Below are 20416 nucleotides of genomic sequence, written 5' to 3'. Positions count from 1 at the left end.
CGACGCCGCGTTTCGAGTTTAGTTTCGCCGTTAGCGCTCGGTTTCGACGCCTTCGTCGTCTTCGGCGTCATCGTCGGCTTCCGCGTCGGCCGCGGCTTCCGCTTCCGCTTCCGCTTCCGCCTCCGCGACCGCGTCTGCGACCTGCTCGAACGCCCGGAGGATGACGCGCTTCGTCGTCGCGCCCTGCGTCGTCCAGTGGTGAGCGTAGTCGAGCATGTCGTCGTAGATGTCGGGCTTACAGCCGGCGGCCTTCGGGTGGCCGCCGCCGTTGACGAGGTCCGCGACCTCGTGACAGCGCTCGAAGTCGTCGGAGCCGCGAATGGAGGCGCTTCCGGCGGGCTTGACGACGACCGCCGCGTCCGCGCCCGCCTCGCGGAGGGCGTCGGCGACCTCGTTCTGCGAGCAGCGGCCGTAGGTGACGCCGACCGTCCAGTCGCCGACGGTCTTCAGTTCGGCGCGGTCGACGGCGGCCTGAATGAGGTTCTCCTTTTCGACGCGGCGGTGGGCGATGTACTCCTCGACGACCGGCGGGAGGTCCGCGCCGTACGCGCCGACGACGGCGACGTACTCCTCTTTCGAAGTCCAGTAGGCGTAGTCCGCGAGGTCCTGACTCCGCTCGTCTTCGTTCAGCCAGAGGTCGTGGTCGCGGGTGACGGCCGCGAGTTCGGAAAACCGCTCGTCGAACTCGTAGTCGAGTTCGCGGAGCGTCACGTCGGTCGAACACTCCTCGTCGGACTCGCCGACGACGAGGTCGACGCCGGCCTCGCGGACCGCCTCGGCCACCTCGGGCTTCCACTGGTGGTGGTCGTACCAGTGAATCTCGCCCGCCGTCTCGACGAGCGCGGCGAGTTCCTCCTCGACGTACTCGAACTTGTCCGGACAGAGGTCGCAGACGTACACCTCGACGCCCTCGGGGGCGTAGTCGGCCACGCGCTGGAGGTCGTCTTCCAACGAGTACGGACTCGACCCCATCAGCGCGACCGGCGACTTCGGGCGCTCTTCTTCCGCTTCCTCGTTGAGGGGCGATTCGTCCTCGTCGTCCTCGTCGCCTTCGTCGTCTGCGAGTTTCTCCTCGATGCGTTCCTCGAAGTCGGCCACGTCGAGTGCGGCGTCGTACGCCTCCCGGAGGAGGGCGACGCAGCCGAGGCCGTCGGCGTCGGTGTCGGTGACGACCGCGACCGACGCGTCTTCGAGTTTCGCCTTGGCGCGCTCTTCGGCGCGTTCCTCGTCGAACGACTCGGGGTAGAAGAAGCCGGCTCCGGGGAGCACGGACTTGCGGGGGAGCGAGAGCTGAGAACTGTCGATGAGCTCGTCTTCCATACGCCGAACTCGGGCGCGACGGGGAAAACTCCTCCCGATTCCGTCGGCGGAGACCGCGCCGAACGTCCCGCGGGCCGCGACCGAACCGAGCCACGCGGCCCGCTCAGGCCGCCTCGTCGCTCAGCAGGGAGTCCGTCGTCCCCTCCTCCAGCTGGCGGACCGTCAGCACCGGCACCGGACAGGTCCGGACGACGCGCTCGGCGACGCTGCCGATGAGAAAGCGGTTCTCGCCGTGGCGGCCCCGTGTTCCCATGGCGACGGCGTCGGCGTCGACCTCGCGGGCGTAGTTCGAAATCTCGGCGGCGGGGCGGCCCTCTCGCACCGCGACGGTCACCTCGCGGTCGGTCGCGGCCTCGACCTCGGCGAGCGCCTCCTCGCCGCGTTCGGTGAGCGCGTCGCGCATCTCGTCGCGGAGTCGGTCCGGCGCGGTCTCCACGTCGCCGGCGTCGATGACGTACAGCGCGTGGACCGACGCGTCGAACCGCTCTGCGAGGTCGACGGCGACGCTGACCGCCCGGCGGACGCTCGCCGAGCCGTCGGTGGCGATGACGATGGTGTCGAACATGGCTTCGGGTTCACGGCGCGGCGGCATAAAACCAGTCTGGGGCGGTCGGCCGGCGGGACCGTGGGGTGAGTTTTTTGTCGTCCCCCGACGCAGGTGGGGACATGTCACCGCGCCCGCTCTCTATCGACCTCGTTCTCGTGCCGGTCGACCAAAGCGAGGAGGCGACGCGCGCGGCGGAGTACGCCGCCGCCGTCGCGGCCGAGTACGACGCCGCGGTCCACGCCGTCCACGTCCTCGGCGAGGACGTCGTCCGCGCCATAGAGCAGGGCGTCGTCGACGAGGACGCCGTCGCCGAGGACAGCAAGGCCGTCACCGACACGGTGTCGGCGCTCGCAGAGACCGCCGACGTGCCCGTCACCACGTCGGTCGCCTACGGCTTCTCGCGGACGAGCAAGCTCCGCCACCCCGGCAGCGTCGTCCTCGACACCGCAGAAGAACTCGACGCGGACTTCATCGTCGTGCCCCGAGAGCCCGTCTCGGGCGACCCCGGCGAGGTGCTCGCCAAGGCCGCCGAGTACGTCCTCCTGTACGCCAGCCAGCCCGTGCTTTCGGTCTGAATCCTGTCTGAATCCTGAATCGTTGGTCGTTGTCGCGGCTCGCCGCCGCCCTCAGCCGCCCTCGTCGTCCGGCGGTTCGGCGAGTCGGATGGTCATCTCCAACTCGAAGCTCTCGGCGTCGCTCGTCTCGAAGCCGACGGTCTGGTAGAGGCCGACCGCCGCGCGGTTCCACCGCTCGACCGTGAGCCACACCTTCTCCACGCCGGACTCCCGGCCGTGGCCGAGCAGCGCCTTGATGAGCCGCGTCCCGATGCCGGCGCGCTGGTACGTCTGGTGGACGAAGATGGCGAGTTCGTAGGCGTCGCCGTCGGGGACGAGCGTCGCGTGGCCGGCCACCTCGTCGCCGTCCCACGCGATGACGTTCAGGCAGTCCTCGTCGAGGATGTTCTCCAGCCAGTCGCGGATGCGGTCCTCGCGCCCCGGCGGGATGCCCTGCGCGCGGTCCGAGGGGTCGAACGCGTCGTACATCTCGACGAGCGCCTCCAACTCCTCGTCGGAGCCGTCGTGCGCGCGCACCTCGATGGTGCGGTCTTCCCCGTCGGTGAACGACAGCGGCGGCGCGTCGTACGGGTCGGCGACGGCGTCGGAGAACGTTCGGTCGCTCATCGTACTAGGGTGACGGTCACGTGGGAGTTCAACAGGACGAACTCCGCGATGTTGCCGATCTGTATCTTCCCCATCGGGCTCGTCTCGCCGCCGCCGAGCACCAGTTGGTCGAACCCCTCGTTCTCGGCGAGGTCCACGAGGGCGCTCCCCGGGTCGCCGTCGAGCGCGCGGACGGTCGCGTCGACGCCGCGCTCGTCGAGCAGTTCCGTCACCCGCGTTTCCATCTCCTCGCGCGAGCGCTCGCCGGACGGGTTGTCGACGATGGCGACCGTGAGGTCGTCGCCGACCTCGGCCGTCCGTTCGACCGTCGTTTCGAGCGCCCGCATGGAATCGTCGCTGCCACCGATTCCGAGCAGTACCTTCATGATTCCCAATCTCGCGGGCGCGATAGAAAACCCTTACCCGGAAACGGGGGGCGACATCCCCGCCGGCGGGGGACCGCGCGTCGCGGAACCCTTTTCGGCCGTGCCGCGGTAGCCCGCGGTATGACAGACGAGTCCGACGAGTTCGAGACGGGCGCGAGCGACGCCGAGGAGACGGCTCGCCCCGACGCGGACCCGCGAGCGGCGGCGGACGAAGCGGCGGCGGACGAAGCGGCGGGAGACACGGAGCCAGCAGACCCGGCCACCGACTCGGAGACTGCGGGCGCGGAACCGAGAGACGACGCCGGAGCCGATGCCGACGCCGAAACCGCGACTGAATCCGAGGCCGGCGACGCCGGTCCAGACGCCGGAGCCGACGCCGACGACGCGGTTCCCGAGGACGTACAGAAGTACGCCCGGTTCAAGAAGGTCGACGGCGCGCAGTACGACCGCGTCAACGACTTCCTCCGCGAGCGGACTTACGTGACGGCCCGCGAGTGGGCAATCGCGCGACTCTGCGCCGACTTCCGGACCGAGACGGGCGTCGAGATGACGAAAATCGGGAACAACCTCCCCGAACTCGTCCCCTTCATGACCGATACCTACACGCCGCAGGCGGTCAATCAGGCCCGGTCTGCGTTCCGCGACAAGGTCCGGAAGTCGGGCGCGACGTTCCTCTACGGCGCGATGTCGGGGTTCTTCACGGCCGAGGAACTCGACGAGATGATGTACGAGGTGACGGAAATCGCCAAGTTCCTGCTCGAAGTCGAGGGCGTCGACCTCTCGGTCGAAGAGGAACTCGAAGCCGAAGAGCGCATTTCGAGCGTCATGCGCGAGGTCCGCGAGGCGAGCACGGAACTGCGGCAAGAGGAACTGTCTGACGAGGGGTGAGGCCCCGCGGTCCGTGCGACTCCGCACCGGTTTTGCCCCCGGACCGACGCCGCGCCGACTCGCAGTCAGGGGAAAAGCGGGTCCGGTTCCGACTGGACTAACTCGACGCGTCGGTCCGCCTCGACCGGCCGAACGTAGAGCCGGAGTTCGTCCTGTTTTCGCGCCTTCGTCGCCATCGCGTCCACCTCGCCCAGCTCGTAGTACAGCGGGACGACGACGGCCTTCGACGCCGCGGCGTCCTGCACGACCGAGACGACGAACACGGTGTCGTCCTCGCGGGCGCGGTACACGTCGTAGCGGTCGAACTCGGCCGACTCGACCCACGACGACAGCGCGTCGAACTCGCTTCCGGGGACGAGCACGTCGAAGCCGACGCGCTCCGTCGCCTCCGGCAGGTTCGCCGGCGGCAACACCGACACGTCGCCGGGATGGAGCACGAGCGTCTCCCAGCCCTCGTCTTCGTACTCGGCCGCGGTCGCCTCGGCGTCCTCCACGACCGTCTCCCAGAACGACAGCAGTCCCGTGAGTGCGTGCGGTTCGTCGGCGTCCGCGTTCGGGTCGCGGCCTCGCGGCGGCGTCCGCTCGTCGGTCATGCGTGTCACTCCCTCGGGGAGTCGGACGGGAAAAAGATTCGCTTGCGTCGGGTTCGTCCGGTCCGGCGGGGGTCCCGACACCCGACGGCGGAACTGCTATCTGTCTCCCCGCCGACAGTCGGCCCGATGCGATGGTCACTCCGCGCGGTCCTCGGGTCGCTCCAACTCCCCGTCGCCGGGGCCGGGGTCGCGCTTCTCGCGTTCGTCTGGCGGACCGCCGTCACGATGCCCCCGCCGCCGCCCGGAAGCGACGGCTTCGCCCACGGGCTCGCGGGCTTTTTCCTCCTCGTGTTCGGGGTCGCCGGCTTCGTCCTCCTCGCTGGTGGCCTGCTCATCCCGCCGGGACCGGGATACGGCGTCCGGTTCACTCGCAGACAGCGCTGGCTGTTCGCGTACGCGCTGGTCGCCCCGGCGCTCGCCGTGGGCGGCTTTCTCGCAACCGTCGTCGCATCGTCTGCACTCGGCGGACTCGGCGGCCTCGCCGGGTCGGCAGTCTCGCTGGTCGCACTGACCGCGCCGCTGGCGGTGCTCGTCGGCGTCGGCTGGAAGGGCGCACAGGTCGCGGCCGCGCGGTTCTGAGAGTTTCGCGCCGCAGTCGCGCTCAGTCGCGCTCAGTCGCGGACGTTCTCGCCGGCGACCGCGCCGAACTCGTCGCCGTCCCAGACGAACTCGCCGCGGAGCATCGTCCACTCGGGGAAGACGCCGGTGTGCCCCTCGAACGGCGTCCACTCGCAGTTCGAGTGGAGGTCCGCGCCGCGAATCTCGCGGGCGGCGTCGAGGTCGTACAGCGCGAGGTCGGCGTCCGCGCCCGCCTCGATGCGGCCCTTGCGCGGCAGGTTGAACACGTCGGCGGGGTTCGCGGCGACCACGTCGCGGACGCGCTCGGCGGTGAGGTCGCCGGCGACGACCGCGCCGAGAAGCAGGGGCACCATCGTCTCGACGCCGGGGACGCCGCTCGGGGCGTCGAGGAGCGACCGTTCTTTCTCCTCGCGCGTGTGCGGCGCGTGGTCCGTGGCGACCATGTCGATGCGGCCGTCGGCGAGGCGCTCGAACATGGCCTCGCGGCGCGCCTCGGAGCGGAGCGGCGGGTTCATCCGGCCGTAGGTGCCCAACTCGTCGAGGTCGTCGCGGGACAGAAACAGGTGGTGCGGCGTCGCCTCGCAGGTCGCGCCGCCGTCGCGGGCGGCGTCGACGCCCTCCGGCGTGCTCGTGTGGGCGATGTGAATCTGCGCGCCGGTCTCGCCGCCGACGCGGACGGCGCGCTCGACGGCGACCGCTTCGGCCTCGGCGGTCCGGTAGGCGCTCCACGCGTCGGCGTCGGCGTCGCGGCCGACCCCGCCGAGGTCGCCCTCGATGGCCGATTCGTCGAACAGGTCGGCGTCCTCGGCGTGGACCGTGACGGGCACGCCCGCCTCGCCGGCGCGCTCCGCGGCCTCGGCAAACAGGTCGGCCTCGATGCCCATGTCGCCGGTCGAATCGGCCAGAAACACCTCGCCGAGGGCGAAAAGCGGTCGGTCGAACAGGCTGTCCGGGTCCCAGTCGGCGGTGACGCCGCCGTTGATACCGTAGTCGATGCAGGCGTTCGCGGCGCACTCCGCTTTCACGTCGAAGCCCGCGCCGTCGGTCGTCGTCGGGTCGGTGTTCGGCTGGTCGGCGACGGTCGTCACGCCCCCCGCGGCGGCGCTCCGCGCGCCGGTCTCCCACGTCTCCTTGTGCTCGAATCCCGGTTCGCGGAAGTGGACGTGCACGTCGATAGCGCCCGGCAGAAGCAGGTTCTCCTCGGCGTCGACGGTCTCCTCGTCGGCGACGGGGTCGAGGTCACCGACCGCCTCGACGGTTCCGTCCTCGACGCGGACGTCGACGGCGCGGCCGTCGGCCAGCGTCGCGTTCTCGATTCGCATACGAGGGGGTGCGACGCGCCGGGTGCTAAGTCCGGCGGTTCGGGGAGCGGTCGCAGTCAGTCGCTCACGCGAGGTCCGCCGCGCCTTCGACGCGCGTCTCCGCGTCGCCAACGAAGGCGGCTTCGAGGGCGTCGCAGACCGCGTCGGAACTGGCCGGGCCGCCGGCGTCGGCGACGCTCCCCACCGAATCCGGGTCGAAGGGAACGTCGATGGCCTCGTAGACGGGCGCGAGCACGTCGGCTATCTCGTCGCGGTCGGTGACGACGACCACGCCGGAGACGAGCGCGCTCTCTTTTCGAACGCGCTGGGCGAGGCCGCAGAGCTTCCCGCCCGCTTGGACCGAGTGGTCGCCGGGGCAGTACGACGCCGGGGGCTCGCCCCGCCGCGCGGGGACGCCGAGGGTTCGCAGGGCGCGGACGACGGCGGTCGTTCCGGCCTCGTACCGCGCGTCGAGGCCGCTCCGGGCGTCGTCGAGGGGAACCGCGTGGGCGAACGCGACGGTGGTTCCCGTGTAGGCCACCGCGCGGCCGCCGACGGAGCGCTCGACAGCGGGAAAACCGCGTTCCTCGGCGGCGGCGACGGCCTCGTCGTACCGCGGGGCGCGGGTGTCGCGCCTGCCGAACGCGAGCTGTCGGTGCGGCGTCCACGCGCGGAACGCCGGTTCGTCCGTGTCGCCCGCCTCGCGGAGCATGGCCGCGGTGACCGCCCGGTCCGCCTCCCGGTCGGGCCCGCGGCCGCGGATGACGCGCATACCCGAGAGAACCACCCCGACGTACCTAAGCGCACCCGTCCCGTCCCGACGACCATGCTGCGACTGCCGCGGCCGATGCTCTCGCGCTTCGAGCGCTTCTCGCTCTACAACTCGCCGTACCCCGCCCACGACAGCGGGTGTGCTATCGACCTCTACGTCGCCGCCGACGACCCGGTGGCCCGCTCGCCCGTCGCGGGCGTCGTCCGCGAGACGCGGACCGTCCGCGCGCCCGACAAGCCCTACGCCCACGACGACGAGTACCTCATCCTCGTCGATGTCGACGCCGACGCCACCGGACTGGACTGGCTCGGCGACCCCGACGACGACCCCCGGGACGGACTGGTCGCGCGCATCCTCCACGTCGACCCCGGCGTCGACGCGGGCGACGAGGTCGCGGTCGGTGACTCGCTGGGACGGCTCGTCCGCTCCGGCTTTTTCGCGCCGTGGGTCTCGAACCACGTCCACGTCGGCTTTCGGGCCGCGGACGCGAACCACCACCGGGCTCGGGGGTCGCTCCCGGTGTCGCCCGACGTGACCGTCTCGCCGCTCGACTGGGACGGGACGGGAACCGTCGTCGAGACGGCCGAGACGTTCGTCGTTCTCGACGCCCCGACCCGCGCCGACGCGGCGGTCGCCCCCGACGGGTTCGTCGGTCTCGCCAGCGACGAGGGCGTCGTCCTCGACGGCGGGCTCGCCCACTACGGCTTCGGGGGCGCGCTCTCGCCCATCGAAGACGGACAATCGCTGTCGCTCCTCGGCGAGCGGGTCGGCCGGGCGGCCGGCCGCGACGTTCCGTGGGCCGACTTCGACGTGCTCGTCGACGGCGTTCAAATCACTGGATTGTCACTATTCGCGTCTCGCGTCGACTTCGGGAGCAAACTCGTCTGTCCCGGTCACGGCTTCGCCACCGGCGACGAGGTGTCGGTCGAGATTCGCCCCAGCGCCGACCCGATTCGACTCGACTGACGGCGGCAGAAGTGTCATGAAACTGCTTTTTAAATCCTCTCCGGCGCGACTGCCCGACACCTCCACTTTGTGGCACCATTTTTAAACACCTTTACTATGAAAGGATTAGTCTCCGCAAAAAATATCCTTCGGTCGCCCGTATTTTTCTCCGTTCGTGAGATCCGACATACGAGCGTGTGCCGTCGCTTCGGTGTTCGATGCAGCCGCTGCCTCCGCGCTGCGATGACCGGCGACCACGCCAGTGGGTACGAGGTCGAACTCGGCCACCCGCTGGCCGGGGCCTCGCCCGACGGAACGTTCGAGGACCCCGAGTTCGAACTCACGTTCGTCGGCGGTATCCCGGTGACGGACGAGCCGGTTCCCTACTTCGTCGCCCGCGGGAGCGACCGCGAGGCGCTCGACGACCTGCTCGACGACCACGCGAGCATCGAGCGCTTCGAACCGGTATCGGACGGACCCGAGGGACGGCTTTACCGCTGCGAGTGGGCGACCCGCGACGGCGACATCCTCTCGGCCATCCGCGAGTGCGACGGCATCGTCCGGCGAATGGTCGGCACGAGGTACGGCTGGTCGCTGTCGGTGTACTTCCCGTCGAACGAGCTGACCACCCGATTCCACGACGCCTGTCTCTCCCGCGATATCGACATCGACGTGCGCCGCGTCGAACCGGCCCGCCTCGACGAGCGTCACCCCCCGGACACCGGCCTCTCGGAGAAACAGCTGACGGCGCTTCGGCTCGCCTTCGAACGGGGCTACTTCGAGACGCCGAAAGAGGCGGGTCTCGACGACATCGCGAGCCGGTTGGGTATCACCGAACAGGCGCTCTCACAGCGGCTTCGTCGGGCCCTCCGAAACCTCGTCGGGTCGACGATAGACGACCTCGACCGCGGTTCGCGGTCCGAGTGAAGAGCCGATGATGCGTCAAAACGGGACCGTGGTGGGGCGCGGCAACCGGGCGCGAGATGCCACGGCGGGTGTCGATTTCGCCGCCGGAACGGCGCGACTCGCGGCTCTCCGGCGGTGCGCCCGTGTGGGGGGTGCCACCGACGCATATCGGTACGCCGATTCTAGTAATATATCTGACCCTTGTGTGGACAATCGGTATTTAAGCGGCGTCGAAGTAATCGAGATACCCCGAGGCGAACGCCCGTAGTTCGTCGTACGTCGGCGGCGACCCGGTTCTGACGAAGTGTCCCGCGACGGCGTTGCCGACGACGAGCGACTCCGCGCGACCGAGGTCGAGGACGTGCGCGAGCGCGAGGCCCGCGTTGAAGTGGTCGCCCGAACTCGTCGTCAACACCGGGTCGTCCGTCCGGGGGACCCCGACGGTCGCGGTTCCCGCCTCGTCGACGAGGTGCGCCTCCTCGATGCCGTGGCCCGCGAACCGACTGACGCCGAGGTGGTCGAACGCCGCCTGTGACTCGCGGCCGAAGTCGTCGCTCTCGACGCCCGCCAGCCGCGCGAGATAGCGCGTCTCGTAGCGGTTCGCAGAGACGACGACGCGCACCGCGTCGTCCAGCGCCGACACCTGCTCGACGCCCGCGGCGACCACGTCGGGCTCTCGCTTTCTGAGGTCGCCGGGGTCCAAAAGCAGCGTCTCCGGCGGGTCCGACAGCGTCGGCCACAGCTCCTCGCGGAGGCCGCGGGCCACGTCCGGTAGCTCGGGCATCTCCGACCAGTAGCCCATCCCGACGAGTTCGGCCCCGTCGACCAGTTCGGCCAGTCGGTCGAGGCCGACGCGCGACTCGATTCCGGCCCAGTCGAGCGTCATCAGCGCGCCGATTTCGGTGAGCATCAGCTTCCCGTCGCCGAACTCGACGGCGTCGGTGTAGCCCGGCGACCCGAGGGTCTCCAGCGGGAGGTGGCCGAACTCCTCGACGAACGGCTCTTCGACCGGGTCGCCGAGACAGCCGACGACTCCGGGCTCGAACCCCATCCGGTCGAAGGCGCGCGCGAGGTGGCTCACGTGTCCGCCGGTGCGGACGCCGTCTTGAATCCACTCGAAGGTGAGCGAACTCTCGGCTTCGACCGAGTCGTTCACGCGGTCAGCGAACGCGTCGAGCGTCGGCACCCGCTCGTAGGTATCTGCCGACTGTCGCTCGGAGACGAACTCCCGAACGCGGTCGATGTAGCCGTCGAATCCGAACAGCACCCGCCCGCCGTCGACGCGCTCGGGCAGCGACTCCCGACACGAGTCGGCCGCGCGGACCGTCGTCTCGTCCGGTGTTTCCATGGCGCTCCGTTCGGACGACCCGCAATTAGTGTTGCCGCCGGCGGCGACACTCTCGGCCCGTCAGTGGTCGCTTTCGGTCGTGATTTCGAACCGTGCGCCGCCGTCGTCGCTCTCGACGAACCAGACGCTCCAGCCGTGGGCGTTCACGACGCTCATGACGACGCTGAGGCCGAAGCCGGTCCCCTCGGAACTCGTGGTGTAGCCCGCCTCGAACATGCGGGGGCGGTCGTCCGGCGGAATCCCCGGGCCGTCGTCTTCGACGTAGAAGCCGGCGCGGTCGTCGAGGGGGCCGACCCGGACGGTCACGTCGTCGCCGCCGTGGCGAATCGCGTTCGAAAAGAGGTTTTCGAGGAGCTGTCTGAGCCGCCCGCGGTGGGCGTCGACCGGGATTTCGCCGTCGGTGACGAGCGTCGCTTCCGGCGCGTCGCTCGCGGCGGTCGTCCACGCCGCCTCGGCGACGCCCCCGAGCGACAGTCGCTCGGCCTCCTCGACCGTCTGACCGTTGCGCGCGAGCGCCAACATGTCCTCGACGATGCCGGCCATCCGCTCGTGGGCGTCGGCGACGCGGTCCAGTTCGTCGCCGTCGTACTGCTCGCGGGCGAGGTCGAGATAGCCCATCGCCGCGTTCAGCGGGTTCTTGAGGTCGTGCGAGACGACCGACGCGAACGATTCGAGCTGTTCGTTCTGGCTGGCGAGTTCGCGCTCGCGCCGCCGCAAGAGCTGTTCGCGTTCGACCCGGTCCAAGACCGCGCGGGTGTTGGCGGCCAACACCTTCGCCAACGCGATGCGCTGGTCGGCCAGCGAGTCGTCGCCGACGGACGCGACGAAGAACACGCCGTGGTCGGGAATCGGCACGATGAGTTCCTCTTTGACCCCGGCGTCGAGGACGAACCGTCGCGGGTTCGAGTCCACGTCCCGGTAGAGGTTGTGCTCGCCGCGTTCGAACACCTCCCACGTCAGCCCGGCCCCTCGCGGAATCGGCGGCACGTCGCCGAACACGTCCCACGCCTCGTCGGTGAACGCCGTCGGGACGAGCGCGTCCTGCGACTCGTCGTACAGGAGGACGCCGCTAATCGCGTAGTCGAGGACTTCGGTGACGGCCTCGCGGACGATTTCCGCGACTTCCTCGCGGCTCGTCGCCCCCGTCAGCCGTCGGGTCGACGCGTGCAGCGCGTTGAGCCGCTGTTCGTACCGCTTTCGCTCCGTCACGTCCGTCGAGATGCCGACCGCGCCCGCGACCTCCCCGCCGTCGTCGACGATGGGCGAGACGGTGAACTCGGCCACGTAGTTTTTCTCGGGAAACGACAGTTCGATTTCGAACCGCTCGCGCTCGCTCTCGCCGCCGAGGACGGCGTCGAGCGCGGACTGGGCGCGTTCGTACTGGTCGGCGGCGAGATAGCCGGCGTCGCGGAGCGCCGAGACGTGTCGGCCGACGAACGTCGACATGGGGATGGTCGTCCGCGAGAGCGCGGCCTCGTTGATGAACTGGACGACACCCGCCTCGCCGAGCACGTACGCGCCTTGGCCGATGCTCTCGACGATGGTCTCGTAGCGCTTGAGCCGCTGCTCGTAGCTCCGCTGTTCGGTCACGTTCCGCGAGGTGACGACGAAGCCGTCGACCGAGGTGTCGGCCTGATTGCTCCCCACGGATTCGAGCCACGTCCACGACCCCTCGGCGTTCCGCTGGCGGTACCGGACGGGGTCGGTCCCGTCGGCCCCGGTCTGGAGCGCGCGCTCGAAGACGGCCTTGACGCGGTCCCAGTCGTCGGGGTGAATCAGGTCGGCGACGTGCTCTCCGACGAGTTCGTCCTCGTCGAATCCGAGCACCTCGGTGACGGAGGGGCTCTGGTACTTGATTCGCCCGTCGGTTCCCACGAGGGTCACGAGATCCCGTGCCAGCTCCACGAGCCCGCGGAACTGCGCTTCCGTGGCCCGCTGCTCGGTCACGTCGCGCATCGAGACGAGGACGGCGTCGGAGCCGTGGTAGTCGATTTCTCTGACGTTCGTCGAGCACTCGCGGGCCGCGCCGTCGGCGTCGACGAGACGAATCTCGTAGCTCGCGGGTGCGTCGCCGCCCTGTCGTCGCGTCGTGGCGATGGCGGCGGCCCGCTCGCGGTCGTCGGGGTGGACGATACTCGACACCGACCGCTCGGCGAGTTCGCCGTCGCGCAGGCCGGTGAGCTCGGTCAGCCGGCGGTTCCAAAAGCGAAACTCGCCGTCCTGCGCGACGAAGATGGCGTCGTGGCTCTGTTCGACGACGGTCCGATACAGCGAGTCCGAGTTCCGCCCGGCCGACGCCCACTGCGTGAACTCGATGGCCCGCTCGACCCGCGCGGCGACAGAGGCAACCGCTTCCGGCGTCTCCGGGTCGCTGATAGCGATTGCGCCGCCGTCGTGGGCCGATTCCGGGGTGCTTTCGGTCAGAAAGAACACCGGGACCACGCCGACTCGGTCGCGGACGCCGGAGACGAACTCGGCGTCGAGAGCGCCGCGGACGACGACGCCGCCGACTCCGGCGTCGAGGGCACTGAACACGTCGCCGCGGTCGGCGCACGTCTCGGTCGTGAACCCGCGTCGTCCGAGGGCGTCGACGAGGCCGTCGGGGCACTCGTCGACCAGTACGACGCGGGTGTCGCTCATACCCGTATCACTCCGTGAACGTGTATATATTTCACTCACCACCGGACTGACAAGTGCTCCACGGCTCCCGTCCGCTCGGCTCACTCGCCGGTCGGTTTCCCGCTCGCAGTCGCCTCGGTGCGGCCCACTCGTTGCTCGCGGGACCGGCGAGGCGACCGCCTGCTCGCGCTGCTCGCGGGGCCGCCGGGGTTGCCACCGACCGTCGGTTACATACTATTTGACACACTCGTTCGTGATATGGCCGACGACTTTCCCGCCGAGGCCGCGGCAATCGTCCAGCGACACATCGAGGACGAACACGGCTACCTGTCGTGGCTCAACACCCGCGTCGACGCCATCGAGCGCGGCCGCATCGTGATGACCATCCCGTACGACGAGAAGCTCACCAACACCGTGTCGCCGCCGACGATTCACGGCGGTATCGCGGCGACGCTCATCGACACCGCGGGCGGCATCGCCCTCCGGACGATGCTCGACGACCCGCTCGCCGGCGGCGTCGCCACCATCAATCTCAACGTGAACTACCTGCGGCGGGCGTCGGGCGACCTGACCGCGGTCGCTGAGGTCGTCCGCGCCGGCGGCTCGGTCGGCGTGAGCACCATCACCGTCGTCAGCACCGACCCGGAAGAGGACTCGGACGTGGCCGCCCGGCAGTCGCCGTCGAGCGACTGGAACGACGCCGTCGCCACCGGACAGGGCGCGTATCGGCTCTTTCGGGAGTGAGACGCGGTCGGAGTCGCGGTCAGCGTCGGAGTCGGGGTTAGAGTCAGGGTTCCGCTCGCGCTCGGCGGGGCCGCCGGTCTACTCGAACGTCACGTCCGCGAGCGTCGCCGTCTCGCCGAACAGCCAGTCGGCGTGGTCCACGGCGTACGCCTTGTGTTCTTCCTCGATGTAGCCGAGCGCGTCGGTGACGAGAATCGGTCGGTAGTCCCGCAGGCCGGCGCTCCCGGCGGTGTGGAGGACGCAGACGTTCGCCAGCGTGCCGCAGATGAGCAGGTCGTCCACGCCGTGGCTGTCGAGCCAGCCCGCCAACTGCGTCCGGTAGAACGCGTCGTAGGTGTGCTTCTCGACGACGAGGTCCTCGTCGCGCACGTCGAGGTCGCCGTGGAGGGCGGCGTCCCGCGTCCCCTCGACGACGTGTTCGCCCCAGCGCTCGAACTCGTCGTAGTAGTGGTTGCCGTCGAACTGCTCCGGCGGGTGCACGTCGCGGGTGTAGACGACGCGCGCGCCGGCGTCGCGGGCGGCGGCGACGAGTCCCGTAACCGGTTCGATTGCGGATTCGCTCCCCGGCGCGAACAGGCTCCCGTCGGGGTGACAAAAGCTGTTCTGCATATCCACGACGACCACCGCGGTTCGGGTCGGGTCGAGTTCCATGCGCGTGGGTTGCGCCGGGACGACCAAAACAGTACGCGCCGGTTCGATTCGACGCCCGAACCCGACAAGGTACTTCACTCCGGAGTCTAAGGGTACGATATGCGAACCACCGGTCTCCGCGCCGTTTTCGCCGCCGTACTCTTGGTTCTCGCCGGCTGTGCCGCCCCCACGGCCGCGCCCGGCGGCGACGCGTCGCCCGCGACCCCCGACCCGGACAGAGACGGCTTCGACGACCCCGACCAGGACGTGCTCGGCTGGGAGAACGGCTACTGGTACGACGAGCCAATCGCTGTCGACCAGTCCGACGGCCTCAACGACTCCGAGATGGAGGCGTACGTCGCCCGCGGGATGGCCCGCGTCGAACAGCTCCGGCAGTTGGAGTTCGACGAGCGCGTCCCCGTCAGCGTCGTCTCCCGAGACGACTACCGGAGCGCCAACGCCGGCGGCTCTGCCGCTTCGGACTCCGAGTACAACCGCTGGAACGACCAGGTGTGGGAGGCGCTTTTCATCGCCGGTGAGTCGACCGCGAGCGCGAGCGCCATCTCCGAGACGACCGGGAGTTCGGTCCTCGGCTTCTACTCGCCGTCCGACGGCGAAATCAAAATCGTTACCGACTCCCCGGGCGAGCCGACCATCGACAACGCCACGCTCGTCCACGAGCTGGTCCACGCCGCACAGGACCAGCGGTTCGACCTGACCGACGCCCGATTCCGAAGCGAGACGCAGGACGGCGACCTCGCCACCGACGGCATCGTCGAGGGCGACGCCAGCTACGTCGAACGACAGTACAGCGAGCGGTGCGCGGCCGGGACGTGGGACTGCGTCGCCACGCCCGACACGGAAAACAGCGGCGGCAGCCCGAACCTCGGCGTCCTGATTACCATCTTCCAGCCGTACTCCGACGGCCCGGTGTACGTCCACGACCTCTACGAGCGGGGCGGCTGGGAGGCCGTCAACGACGCCCTTCGCGACCCGCCGGCGTCCACCGAACAGACCATCCACGTCACCGACGAATCGCCCCGTCCCATCTCCTTCGTCGACGAGGGGACGAACGGCTGGACCACCTTCCCCGACCAGGGCGTCGAGGGCTCGGACACGGTCGGAGAGGCGTCGATGTTCGCGATGTTCTGGTATCAGGCCCGCACGTCCGGCGCGGAAACCGTCCGCGTCCAGTCCATCCTCGACACGAACTCGCAGTACGACACGTACAACTACGACGCCGAGCCGTCGAACGGCTGGGCGAACGACCGCCTGTTCCCCTACCGCAACGCGGCCGGCGCGGAGACCGACTACGGCTACGTCTGGATGACTGAGTGGGACACCGACGACGACGCGCGGGAGTTCCACGACGCGTACCTGAACATCCTCAGCGCCCACGACGCCACCCAGCGGGACGACGGCGTCTACGTCATCGCGGACGGCTCGTTCAACGACGCCTTCCGGGTCGTCCGCACCGGCGACCGCGTCGTCGTCGTCAACGGGCCGACGCCCGCCGACGTGGACGAGATTCGGCCGGGACTCGCCGGCTGAGTCGACTCCGCGTTTCACGCTGATTTTCCCGTTCCGTTTCGCGTTCCCGCCCGCCCGGTGACAAAGCACTTGCCGCGGGGCGACGCCAACCGGGATATGGCCCGCTTTCGAGCCCTCCCGCTGGCGGCGCTCGCCGCGCTCGCCGTCCTCTCCGGCTGTGTCGGCGTCCCGACTGCCGACGCGCCGGGTGAGTCGCCGTCGGTGACGGCGGAAACGCCGACTGCGACGGCGGAAACGCCGACTGCGACGACGGAACCCACACCGACCGACCCGGCGACGCCCACGGAAACCGACGAGTGGTACTTCGACTGCAACGCCTCGCTTTCGGTCGACCCCGCGGATGAGGTTCCGAGCGACGCGACCGTCTTCGACTACGCGAACCTCTCGACAGAGCGGCGCGCGGAGTTCGACGCGGCGGTTGGCGGGTCAAACTCCGCAGAGAGCGCCGACGCCGCGTCGTTCTCCGAGCGGACCGACGCCTACGAGTTCTGGGTGGAGCGCCCGTACGTCAGGTACGAAAACGAGACGTACAGCTCCGTCGTCGCAATCTGCTGACCCCGCGCCGGGACGCTTTTTCGACTCCCGCCCGTGAATTGGCTATGAACCGCCGCCTCGTCGCCGTTTTCTCCGCATTTCTGCTCGTCGTCGCCGGCTGTGCCGCCCCCGTCGCAGACCCGAGCGCCGCGAACGACAACTCGGACGCCGCGGTCGGGGGCGCGGACCCGGACCCGGACCCGGACGCCGACCGGTCGTGGCCCGAAGACCCGCCGACCGACCGGCTGGGCTGGGAGGCCGGCTACTGGTACGACGAGTCCATCGCGGTCGACCAGTCCGACGGCCTGAACGACTCCGAGATGGAGGCGTTCGTCGCCCGCACGATGGCTCGCGTCGAGGTCGTCCGCGAACTGGAGTTCGAGGAGTCCGTGCCGGTCGAGGTCGTCTCGCGCGCCGAGTACCGAAACGAGTCCGACGCGTCGACCGACCCGGTCCACAGCGACTGGAACGACCAGGTGTGGGAGGCGCTGTTGCTGGTCGGTGAGGACCGGACCATCGACGAGGTGTTCGACGAGTTGTACGGCGGCGTGGTGCTCGGCTACTACTCCCCCTCCGAGGGCCGCATCGTCGTCGTGAGCGACGACAGCCAACCGACCATCGACCGTCGGACGCTCGCCCACGAACTGGTCCACGCCGCACAGGACCAGCAGTTCGGTCTGGACCGCTCGCCGTCGACGCAGGACGCCCAACTCGCCCACAGCGGGCTGGTCGAAGGCGACGCCCGCTACGTCGACGGCCTGTACGAAGCCCGCTGTGAGGCCGACTGGGACTGCGTCCCCCGGCCCTCGGGCGGCGGCTCGGGCGGCGGCTCGGTCGACTACCCGGTGTTCATCACCATCTACACGCCGTACAGCGAGGGGCCGACGTTCGTCTCGGACCTGCGCGACCGCGGCGGCTGGGCGGCCGTCGACGCGGCCTACGCCGACCGCCCCACCTCGACCGAGCAGGTGCTCCACCCGACCCGTTACCCCGACGAGCGACCGGTCGAGGTGACGGTCGAAGACCGCTCGTCGGCGGCGTGGACGCGCTACGACACCGACCCCGCCGCCGACACGGTCGGCGAGGCGTCCATCTTCGCGACGTTCTGGAAGCACCGCGCCGTCGACCGGGCGAGCCTCCAGCAGGCCCCCGGCGCGTACTCGCCGTACAACTACACCGCCGAACCCTCCGAGGGCTGGGCCGGCGACGCGGTGGTTCCCTACCGCCCGGCGTCCGACGAGACGTACGAGGCGAACCCCCACGAGCGCGGCTACGTCTGGCGGACGGTCTGGGACACCGAGGCGGACGCCGAGCAGTTCGAGCGGGCGTACGTGACCGACACGCTGGAGCGCAGCCTCAACGCGTCGGAGGCGGGCGAGGACACCTACCGCGTCGACGACGGCCCCTTCGCGGACGCCTATCGGGTGACGAGAGACGGCGACACCGTCACCGTCGTCAACGCGCCGACCGTGGCGCAGGTGGACGAGATTCACGAGCGAAGCTAGGAGAAATCACTTGTTTCTCGGCTGACAGTCGCTCCGTATGTCCAGCCGGCTCGGTCGCTTCGCGCTCGTCGCCTCTTTGCTCGTCCTGTTCGTCGCCGTCTGCTGACCCGTTGAAGACAATTCGTCTTCGACGCACGTGACCGATTATACACCTTTTTCATCGGCCGGGTGGAATCCGCGCCAATGAGTGACTTCGATATCGTCGGTCCCGAGGCCATCCGCGACGGCGTCGCGACCGACGCCTACTTCGAGCGGACCGAGGCGACCCTCCGACACGCGGGCAAGAACCCCCGCGTCGTCGCCGAGGTGACGGCCGACCAGTTCCCCGACGGCGACTTCGAGCTGTTCGCCGGCGTGAAAGACGCCGCGGAACTCCTCGCCGGCCGCGATATCGACGTCGACGCCATGCCCGAGGGCACGCTGTTCGACGGCGGCCCCGTGATGCGAATCGAGGGCGACTATCTGGAGTTCGCCCGGCTCGAAACCTCGCTTCTCGGCTTCCTCTCGCACGCCTCGGGCTGTGCGACGGCCGCCCTCGAAGCCCGCGCGGCGGCCCCCGACTCGACCGTTCTCTCGTTCGGCGCGCGACACGTCCACCCCGCCATCGCCGCGATGGTCGAGCGGAGCGCCCTCGTCGCCGGTCTCGACGGCTTCTCGCACGTCGCCGCCGGCGAGATTCTCGGGAAGGAGGCGTCGGGGACGATGCCGCACGCGCTCCTCATCGCCTTCGGGCGCGGCAATCAGGCCGAGGCGTTCCGCGCGTTCGACGAGGCCGTCGACGAAGACGTGCCGCGGGTCGCCCTCTGTGACACCTACGGCGACGAGACCGAGGAGGTGCTCCAGGCGGTCGAAGCGCTCGGTGACGACCTCGACAGCGTCCGCCTCGACACCACCTCCTCGCGCCGCGGCGACTTCCGTCACATCGTCCGCGAGGTTCGCTGGGAACTCGACGCCCGCGGCCACGAGGACGTGGGCATCTTCGTGAGCGGCGGTCTCGGCCCGGCCGAACTTCGGCACCTCCGCGACGTGGTCGAGGGCTTCGGCGTCGGCGGCCACATCTCGAACGCCGACCCGGTGGACTTCGCGCTCGACATCGTCGAGGTAAACGGCGAACCCGCGGCCAAGCGGGGCAAGCTCTCGGGCGTCAAAGAGGTCTACCGCACGGTCGACGGCGGCCACCACGTCGGCCTCCGCGGGCGGCCCGGTCCGACCGACGGTGAGTCGCTCCTCGAACCGCTCATCCGCGACGGCGAAGTCGTCTCCGAGTTCGACTTCGACATCGACGCGGCCGCGACGCGGGCCAGCGAAGACGCCGAGTCGGTCGGATTCGGCGGGGTCAGCGAGGAGTAAGCACGCGTTCTCGTTTTGCGGCGGCGACGCTCGGAGCCGTCGCTCGCCGGTCGTAGCCCTCCCTCCGAGAAGTCGAGTTGTCGTCGCGACGACTTACAGCGCTTCGACGCTCCCGCCGTCGTCGCGCTCGCGGAAGACCTGTCCTTCGAACAGGGTAATCATGGTATCGTCGTCCTGCCACGCCAGCGGCGACAGACCGGCTTTGCGGCAGGCGTTCGTGAGGAACTCCTCTTTCGACCAGCCGAGTTCGACGGGCAGCGTCGGATACATCCAGCCGTGGGTGCCGCCGGCGTCGATGGCGATGCCGTGGGTGCCGAGTTCGATGTCTGCGACTGGGTCGTTAGTCAGCGTGTAGTTGTTGACGATACAGACAGAGATGTTCAGGTTCGGCAGTTCGGGTGCTTCGATTTCGGTCTGACAGGAGTCGCCCGACGCGGCCTTGATGGCGGCGTCGACGATGGCGTGACCGAGTTGGTCTTTCCCCCGATACGCGCCCGCACAGCCCCGCAGTCGACCGCGCCCCCGTGTCGACTTGATGCGGACGAACGCCCCGGTTCGAGCGTAAAACGCGTCGCGCATGCTGCCCGGTTGTTCTCTCTGCCCGTGAAGAACGTACGATTCGACCGATTCCCGCGCTAGTTCGACCGCCCGCGCCCCATCATCGTAGGTGAGGTGTACGGTCTGCGCCTCGGACATATTACCATTCAAGTTCTGTGGTGACTTCAACGCTTCCCTCGG

Annotated in this window: 21 protein-coding genes; 10 read left to right on the top strand and 11 right to left on the bottom strand. The window is 69.5% G+C overall.

Going from position 1 to position 20416, the window contains the following annotated elements; genetic code table 11:
• Positions 1 to 30: 30 nt before the first annotated feature.
• The gene (locus DVK03_RS14150) at positions 31 to 1320 is read right to left on the bottom strand and encodes a DHH family phosphoesterase (RefSeq protein ID WP_115803299.1); all 1290 of its coding nucleotides are present in this window, start codon (positions 1318 to 1320) and stop codon (positions 31 to 33) included.
• Between the two features lie 103 nt (positions 1321 to 1423).
• Positions 1424 to 1885, bottom strand: coding sequence for a universal stress protein (locus DVK03_RS14145; protein ID WP_186328097.1), 462 nt, complete (start codon positions 1883 to 1885; stop codon positions 1424 to 1426).
• Between the two features lie 101 nt (positions 1886 to 1986).
• Between DVK03_RS14145 and DVK03_RS14140 the strand changes: the two genes are divergently transcribed.
• A complete protein-coding gene (locus tag DVK03_RS14140) occupies positions 1987 to 2442 on the top strand; it encodes a universal stress protein (protein ID WP_004041708.1) in 456 nt (151 codons plus the stop codon).
• Between the two features lie 51 nt (positions 2443 to 2493).
• Here DVK03_RS14140 and DVK03_RS14135 read toward each other — a convergent pair whose 3' ends face one another.
• Both DVK03_RS14135 and DVK03_RS14130 read right to left on the bottom strand, forming a co-directional pair.
• Complete coding sequence (locus tag DVK03_RS14135) at positions 2494 to 3048, bottom strand: GNAT family N-acetyltransferase (protein WP_004063074.1); 555 nt, start codon at positions 3046 to 3048, stop codon at positions 2494 to 2496.
• Positions 3045 to 3413, bottom strand: coding sequence for a universal stress protein (locus DVK03_RS14130; RefSeq protein WP_004041703.1), 369 nt, complete (start codon positions 3411 to 3413; stop codon positions 3045 to 3047). The genes DVK03_RS14135 and DVK03_RS14130 overlap by 4 nt, the downstream gene beginning before the upstream one ends.
• A gap of 120 nt (positions 3414 to 3533) precedes the next feature.
• Between DVK03_RS14130 and DVK03_RS14125 the strand changes: the two genes are divergently transcribed.
• Positions 3534 to 4301 carry a DUF5806 family protein gene (locus DVK03_RS14125; RefSeq protein WP_115803298.1) on the top strand — a complete coding sequence of 256 codons (768 nt, stop codon included), beginning with the start codon at positions 3534 to 3536 and terminating at the stop codon, positions 4299 to 4301.
• A gap of 65 nt (positions 4302 to 4366) precedes the next feature.
• Here the strand turns inward: DVK03_RS14125 and DVK03_RS14120 are convergent, their stop codons facing one another.
• Positions 4367 to 4894, bottom strand: a complete 528-nt coding sequence (locus DVK03_RS14120) for a hypothetical protein (protein ID WP_006601078.1) — start codon at positions 4892 to 4894, stop codon at positions 4367 to 4369.
• A gap of 126 nt (positions 4895 to 5020) precedes the next feature.
• Between DVK03_RS14120 and DVK03_RS14115 the strand changes: the two genes are divergently transcribed.
• Positions 5021 to 5473, top strand: coding sequence for a hypothetical protein (locus DVK03_RS14115; RefSeq protein ID WP_115803297.1), 453 nt, complete (start codon positions 5021 to 5023; stop codon positions 5471 to 5473).
• Between the two features lie 32 nt (positions 5474 to 5505).
• On the opposite strand, the gene DVK03_RS14110 is transcribed toward DVK03_RS14115, so the two are convergent.
• Positions 5506 to 6795 (bottom strand): dihydroorotase, encoded by a 1290-nt coding sequence (locus DVK03_RS14110; protein ID WP_115803296.1) that lies wholly within the window; start codon positions 6793 to 6795, stop codon positions 5506 to 5508.
• A 64-nt stretch (positions 6796 to 6859) separates the two neighbouring features.
• On the bottom strand, positions 6860 to 7546 hold the full coding sequence (locus tag DVK03_RS14105) for a lipoate--protein ligase family protein (RefSeq protein ID WP_115803295.1): 687 nt from the start codon (positions 7544 to 7546) through the stop codon (positions 6860 to 6862).
• Between the two features lie 54 nt (positions 7547 to 7600).
• Here DVK03_RS14105 and DVK03_RS14100 point away from each other — a divergent pair, with 54 nt between their 5' ends.
• Positions 7601 to 8512 (top strand): hypothetical protein, encoded by a 912-nt coding sequence (locus DVK03_RS14100; RefSeq protein ID WP_115803294.1) that lies wholly within the window; start codon positions 7601 to 7603, stop codon positions 8510 to 8512.
• A 222-nt stretch (positions 8513 to 8734) separates the two neighbouring features.
• Positions 8735 to 9418 carry a helix-turn-helix domain-containing protein gene (locus DVK03_RS14095; RefSeq protein ID WP_115803293.1) on the top strand — a complete coding sequence of 228 codons (684 nt, stop codon included), beginning with the start codon at positions 8735 to 8737 and terminating at the stop codon, positions 9416 to 9418.
• Positions 9419 to 9617: 199 nt separating this feature from the next.
• Here the strand turns inward: DVK03_RS14095 and DVK03_RS14090 are convergent, their stop codons facing one another.
• Both DVK03_RS14090 and DVK03_RS14085 read right to left on the bottom strand, forming a co-directional pair.
• Entirely contained in the window at positions 9618 to 10745 is a 1128-nt protein-coding gene (locus tag DVK03_RS14090; RefSeq protein ID WP_006601081.1) for a hypothetical protein, read from the bottom strand.
• 60 nt (positions 10746 to 10805) lie between these two features.
• Positions 10806 to 13385: a PAS domain S-box protein gene (locus DVK03_RS14085; RefSeq protein WP_115803292.1), complete on the bottom strand. Its 2580-nt coding sequence runs from the start codon at positions 13383 to 13385 to the stop codon at positions 10806 to 10808.
• 237 nt (positions 13386 to 13622) lie between these two features.
• Between DVK03_RS14085 and DVK03_RS14080 the strand changes: the two genes are divergently transcribed.
• Positions 13623 to 14108, top strand: coding sequence for a PaaI family thioesterase (locus tag DVK03_RS14080; protein ID WP_004041693.1), 486 nt, complete (start codon positions 13623 to 13625; stop codon positions 14106 to 14108).
• Positions 14109 to 14186: 78 nt separating this feature from the next.
• Here the strand turns inward: DVK03_RS14080 and DVK03_RS14075 are convergent, their stop codons facing one another.
• A complete protein-coding gene (locus DVK03_RS14075; RefSeq protein WP_115803291.1) occupies positions 14187 to 14759 on the bottom strand; it encodes a cysteine hydrolase family protein in 573 nt (190 codons plus the stop codon).
• A 99-nt stretch (positions 14760 to 14858) separates the two neighbouring features.
• Between DVK03_RS14075 and DVK03_RS14070 the strand changes: the two genes are divergently transcribed.
• From DVK03_RS14070 to DVK03_RS14055, 4 genes are all read left to right on the top strand, one after another.
• Positions 14859 to 16289, top strand: a complete 1431-nt coding sequence (locus DVK03_RS14070) for an Hvo_1808 family surface protein (RefSeq protein ID WP_115803290.1) — start codon at positions 14859 to 14861, stop codon at positions 16287 to 16289.
• 96 nt (positions 16290 to 16385) lie between these two features.
• Positions 16386 to 16844 carry a hypothetical protein gene (locus DVK03_RS14065; protein ID WP_115803289.1) on the top strand — a complete coding sequence of 153 codons (459 nt, stop codon included), beginning with the start codon at positions 16386 to 16388 and terminating at the stop codon, positions 16842 to 16844.
• Between the two features lie 44 nt (positions 16845 to 16888).
• Positions 16889 to 18328 carry an Hvo_1808 family surface protein gene (locus DVK03_RS14060; RefSeq protein WP_115803288.1) on the top strand — a complete coding sequence of 480 codons (1440 nt, stop codon included), beginning with the start codon at positions 16889 to 16891 and terminating at the stop codon, positions 18326 to 18328.
• 183 nt (positions 18329 to 18511) lie between these two features.
• Positions 18512 to 19678, top strand: coding sequence for a nicotinate phosphoribosyltransferase (locus DVK03_RS14055; RefSeq protein ID WP_115803287.1), 1167 nt, complete (start codon positions 18512 to 18514; stop codon positions 19676 to 19678).
• A 93-nt stretch (positions 19679 to 19771) separates the two neighbouring features.
• Here the strand turns inward: DVK03_RS14055 and DVK03_RS14050 are convergent, their stop codons facing one another.
• Positions 19772 to 20374 (bottom strand): TIGR00296 family protein, encoded by a 603-nt coding sequence (locus tag DVK03_RS14050; protein WP_004041686.1) that lies wholly within the window; start codon positions 20372 to 20374, stop codon positions 19772 to 19774.
• Positions 20375 to 20416: the final 42 nt, after the last annotated feature.

The organism is Haloferax sp. Atlit-109R (assembly GCF_003665865.1).
Taxonomy (GTDB): Archaea; Halobacteriota; Halobacteria; order Halobacteriales; family Haloferacaceae; genus Haloferax; species Haloferax volcanii.
The sequence above is the reverse complement of the archived record's forward strand: the minus strand, read 5'-3'. Positions and strand labels throughout refer to the sequence as shown.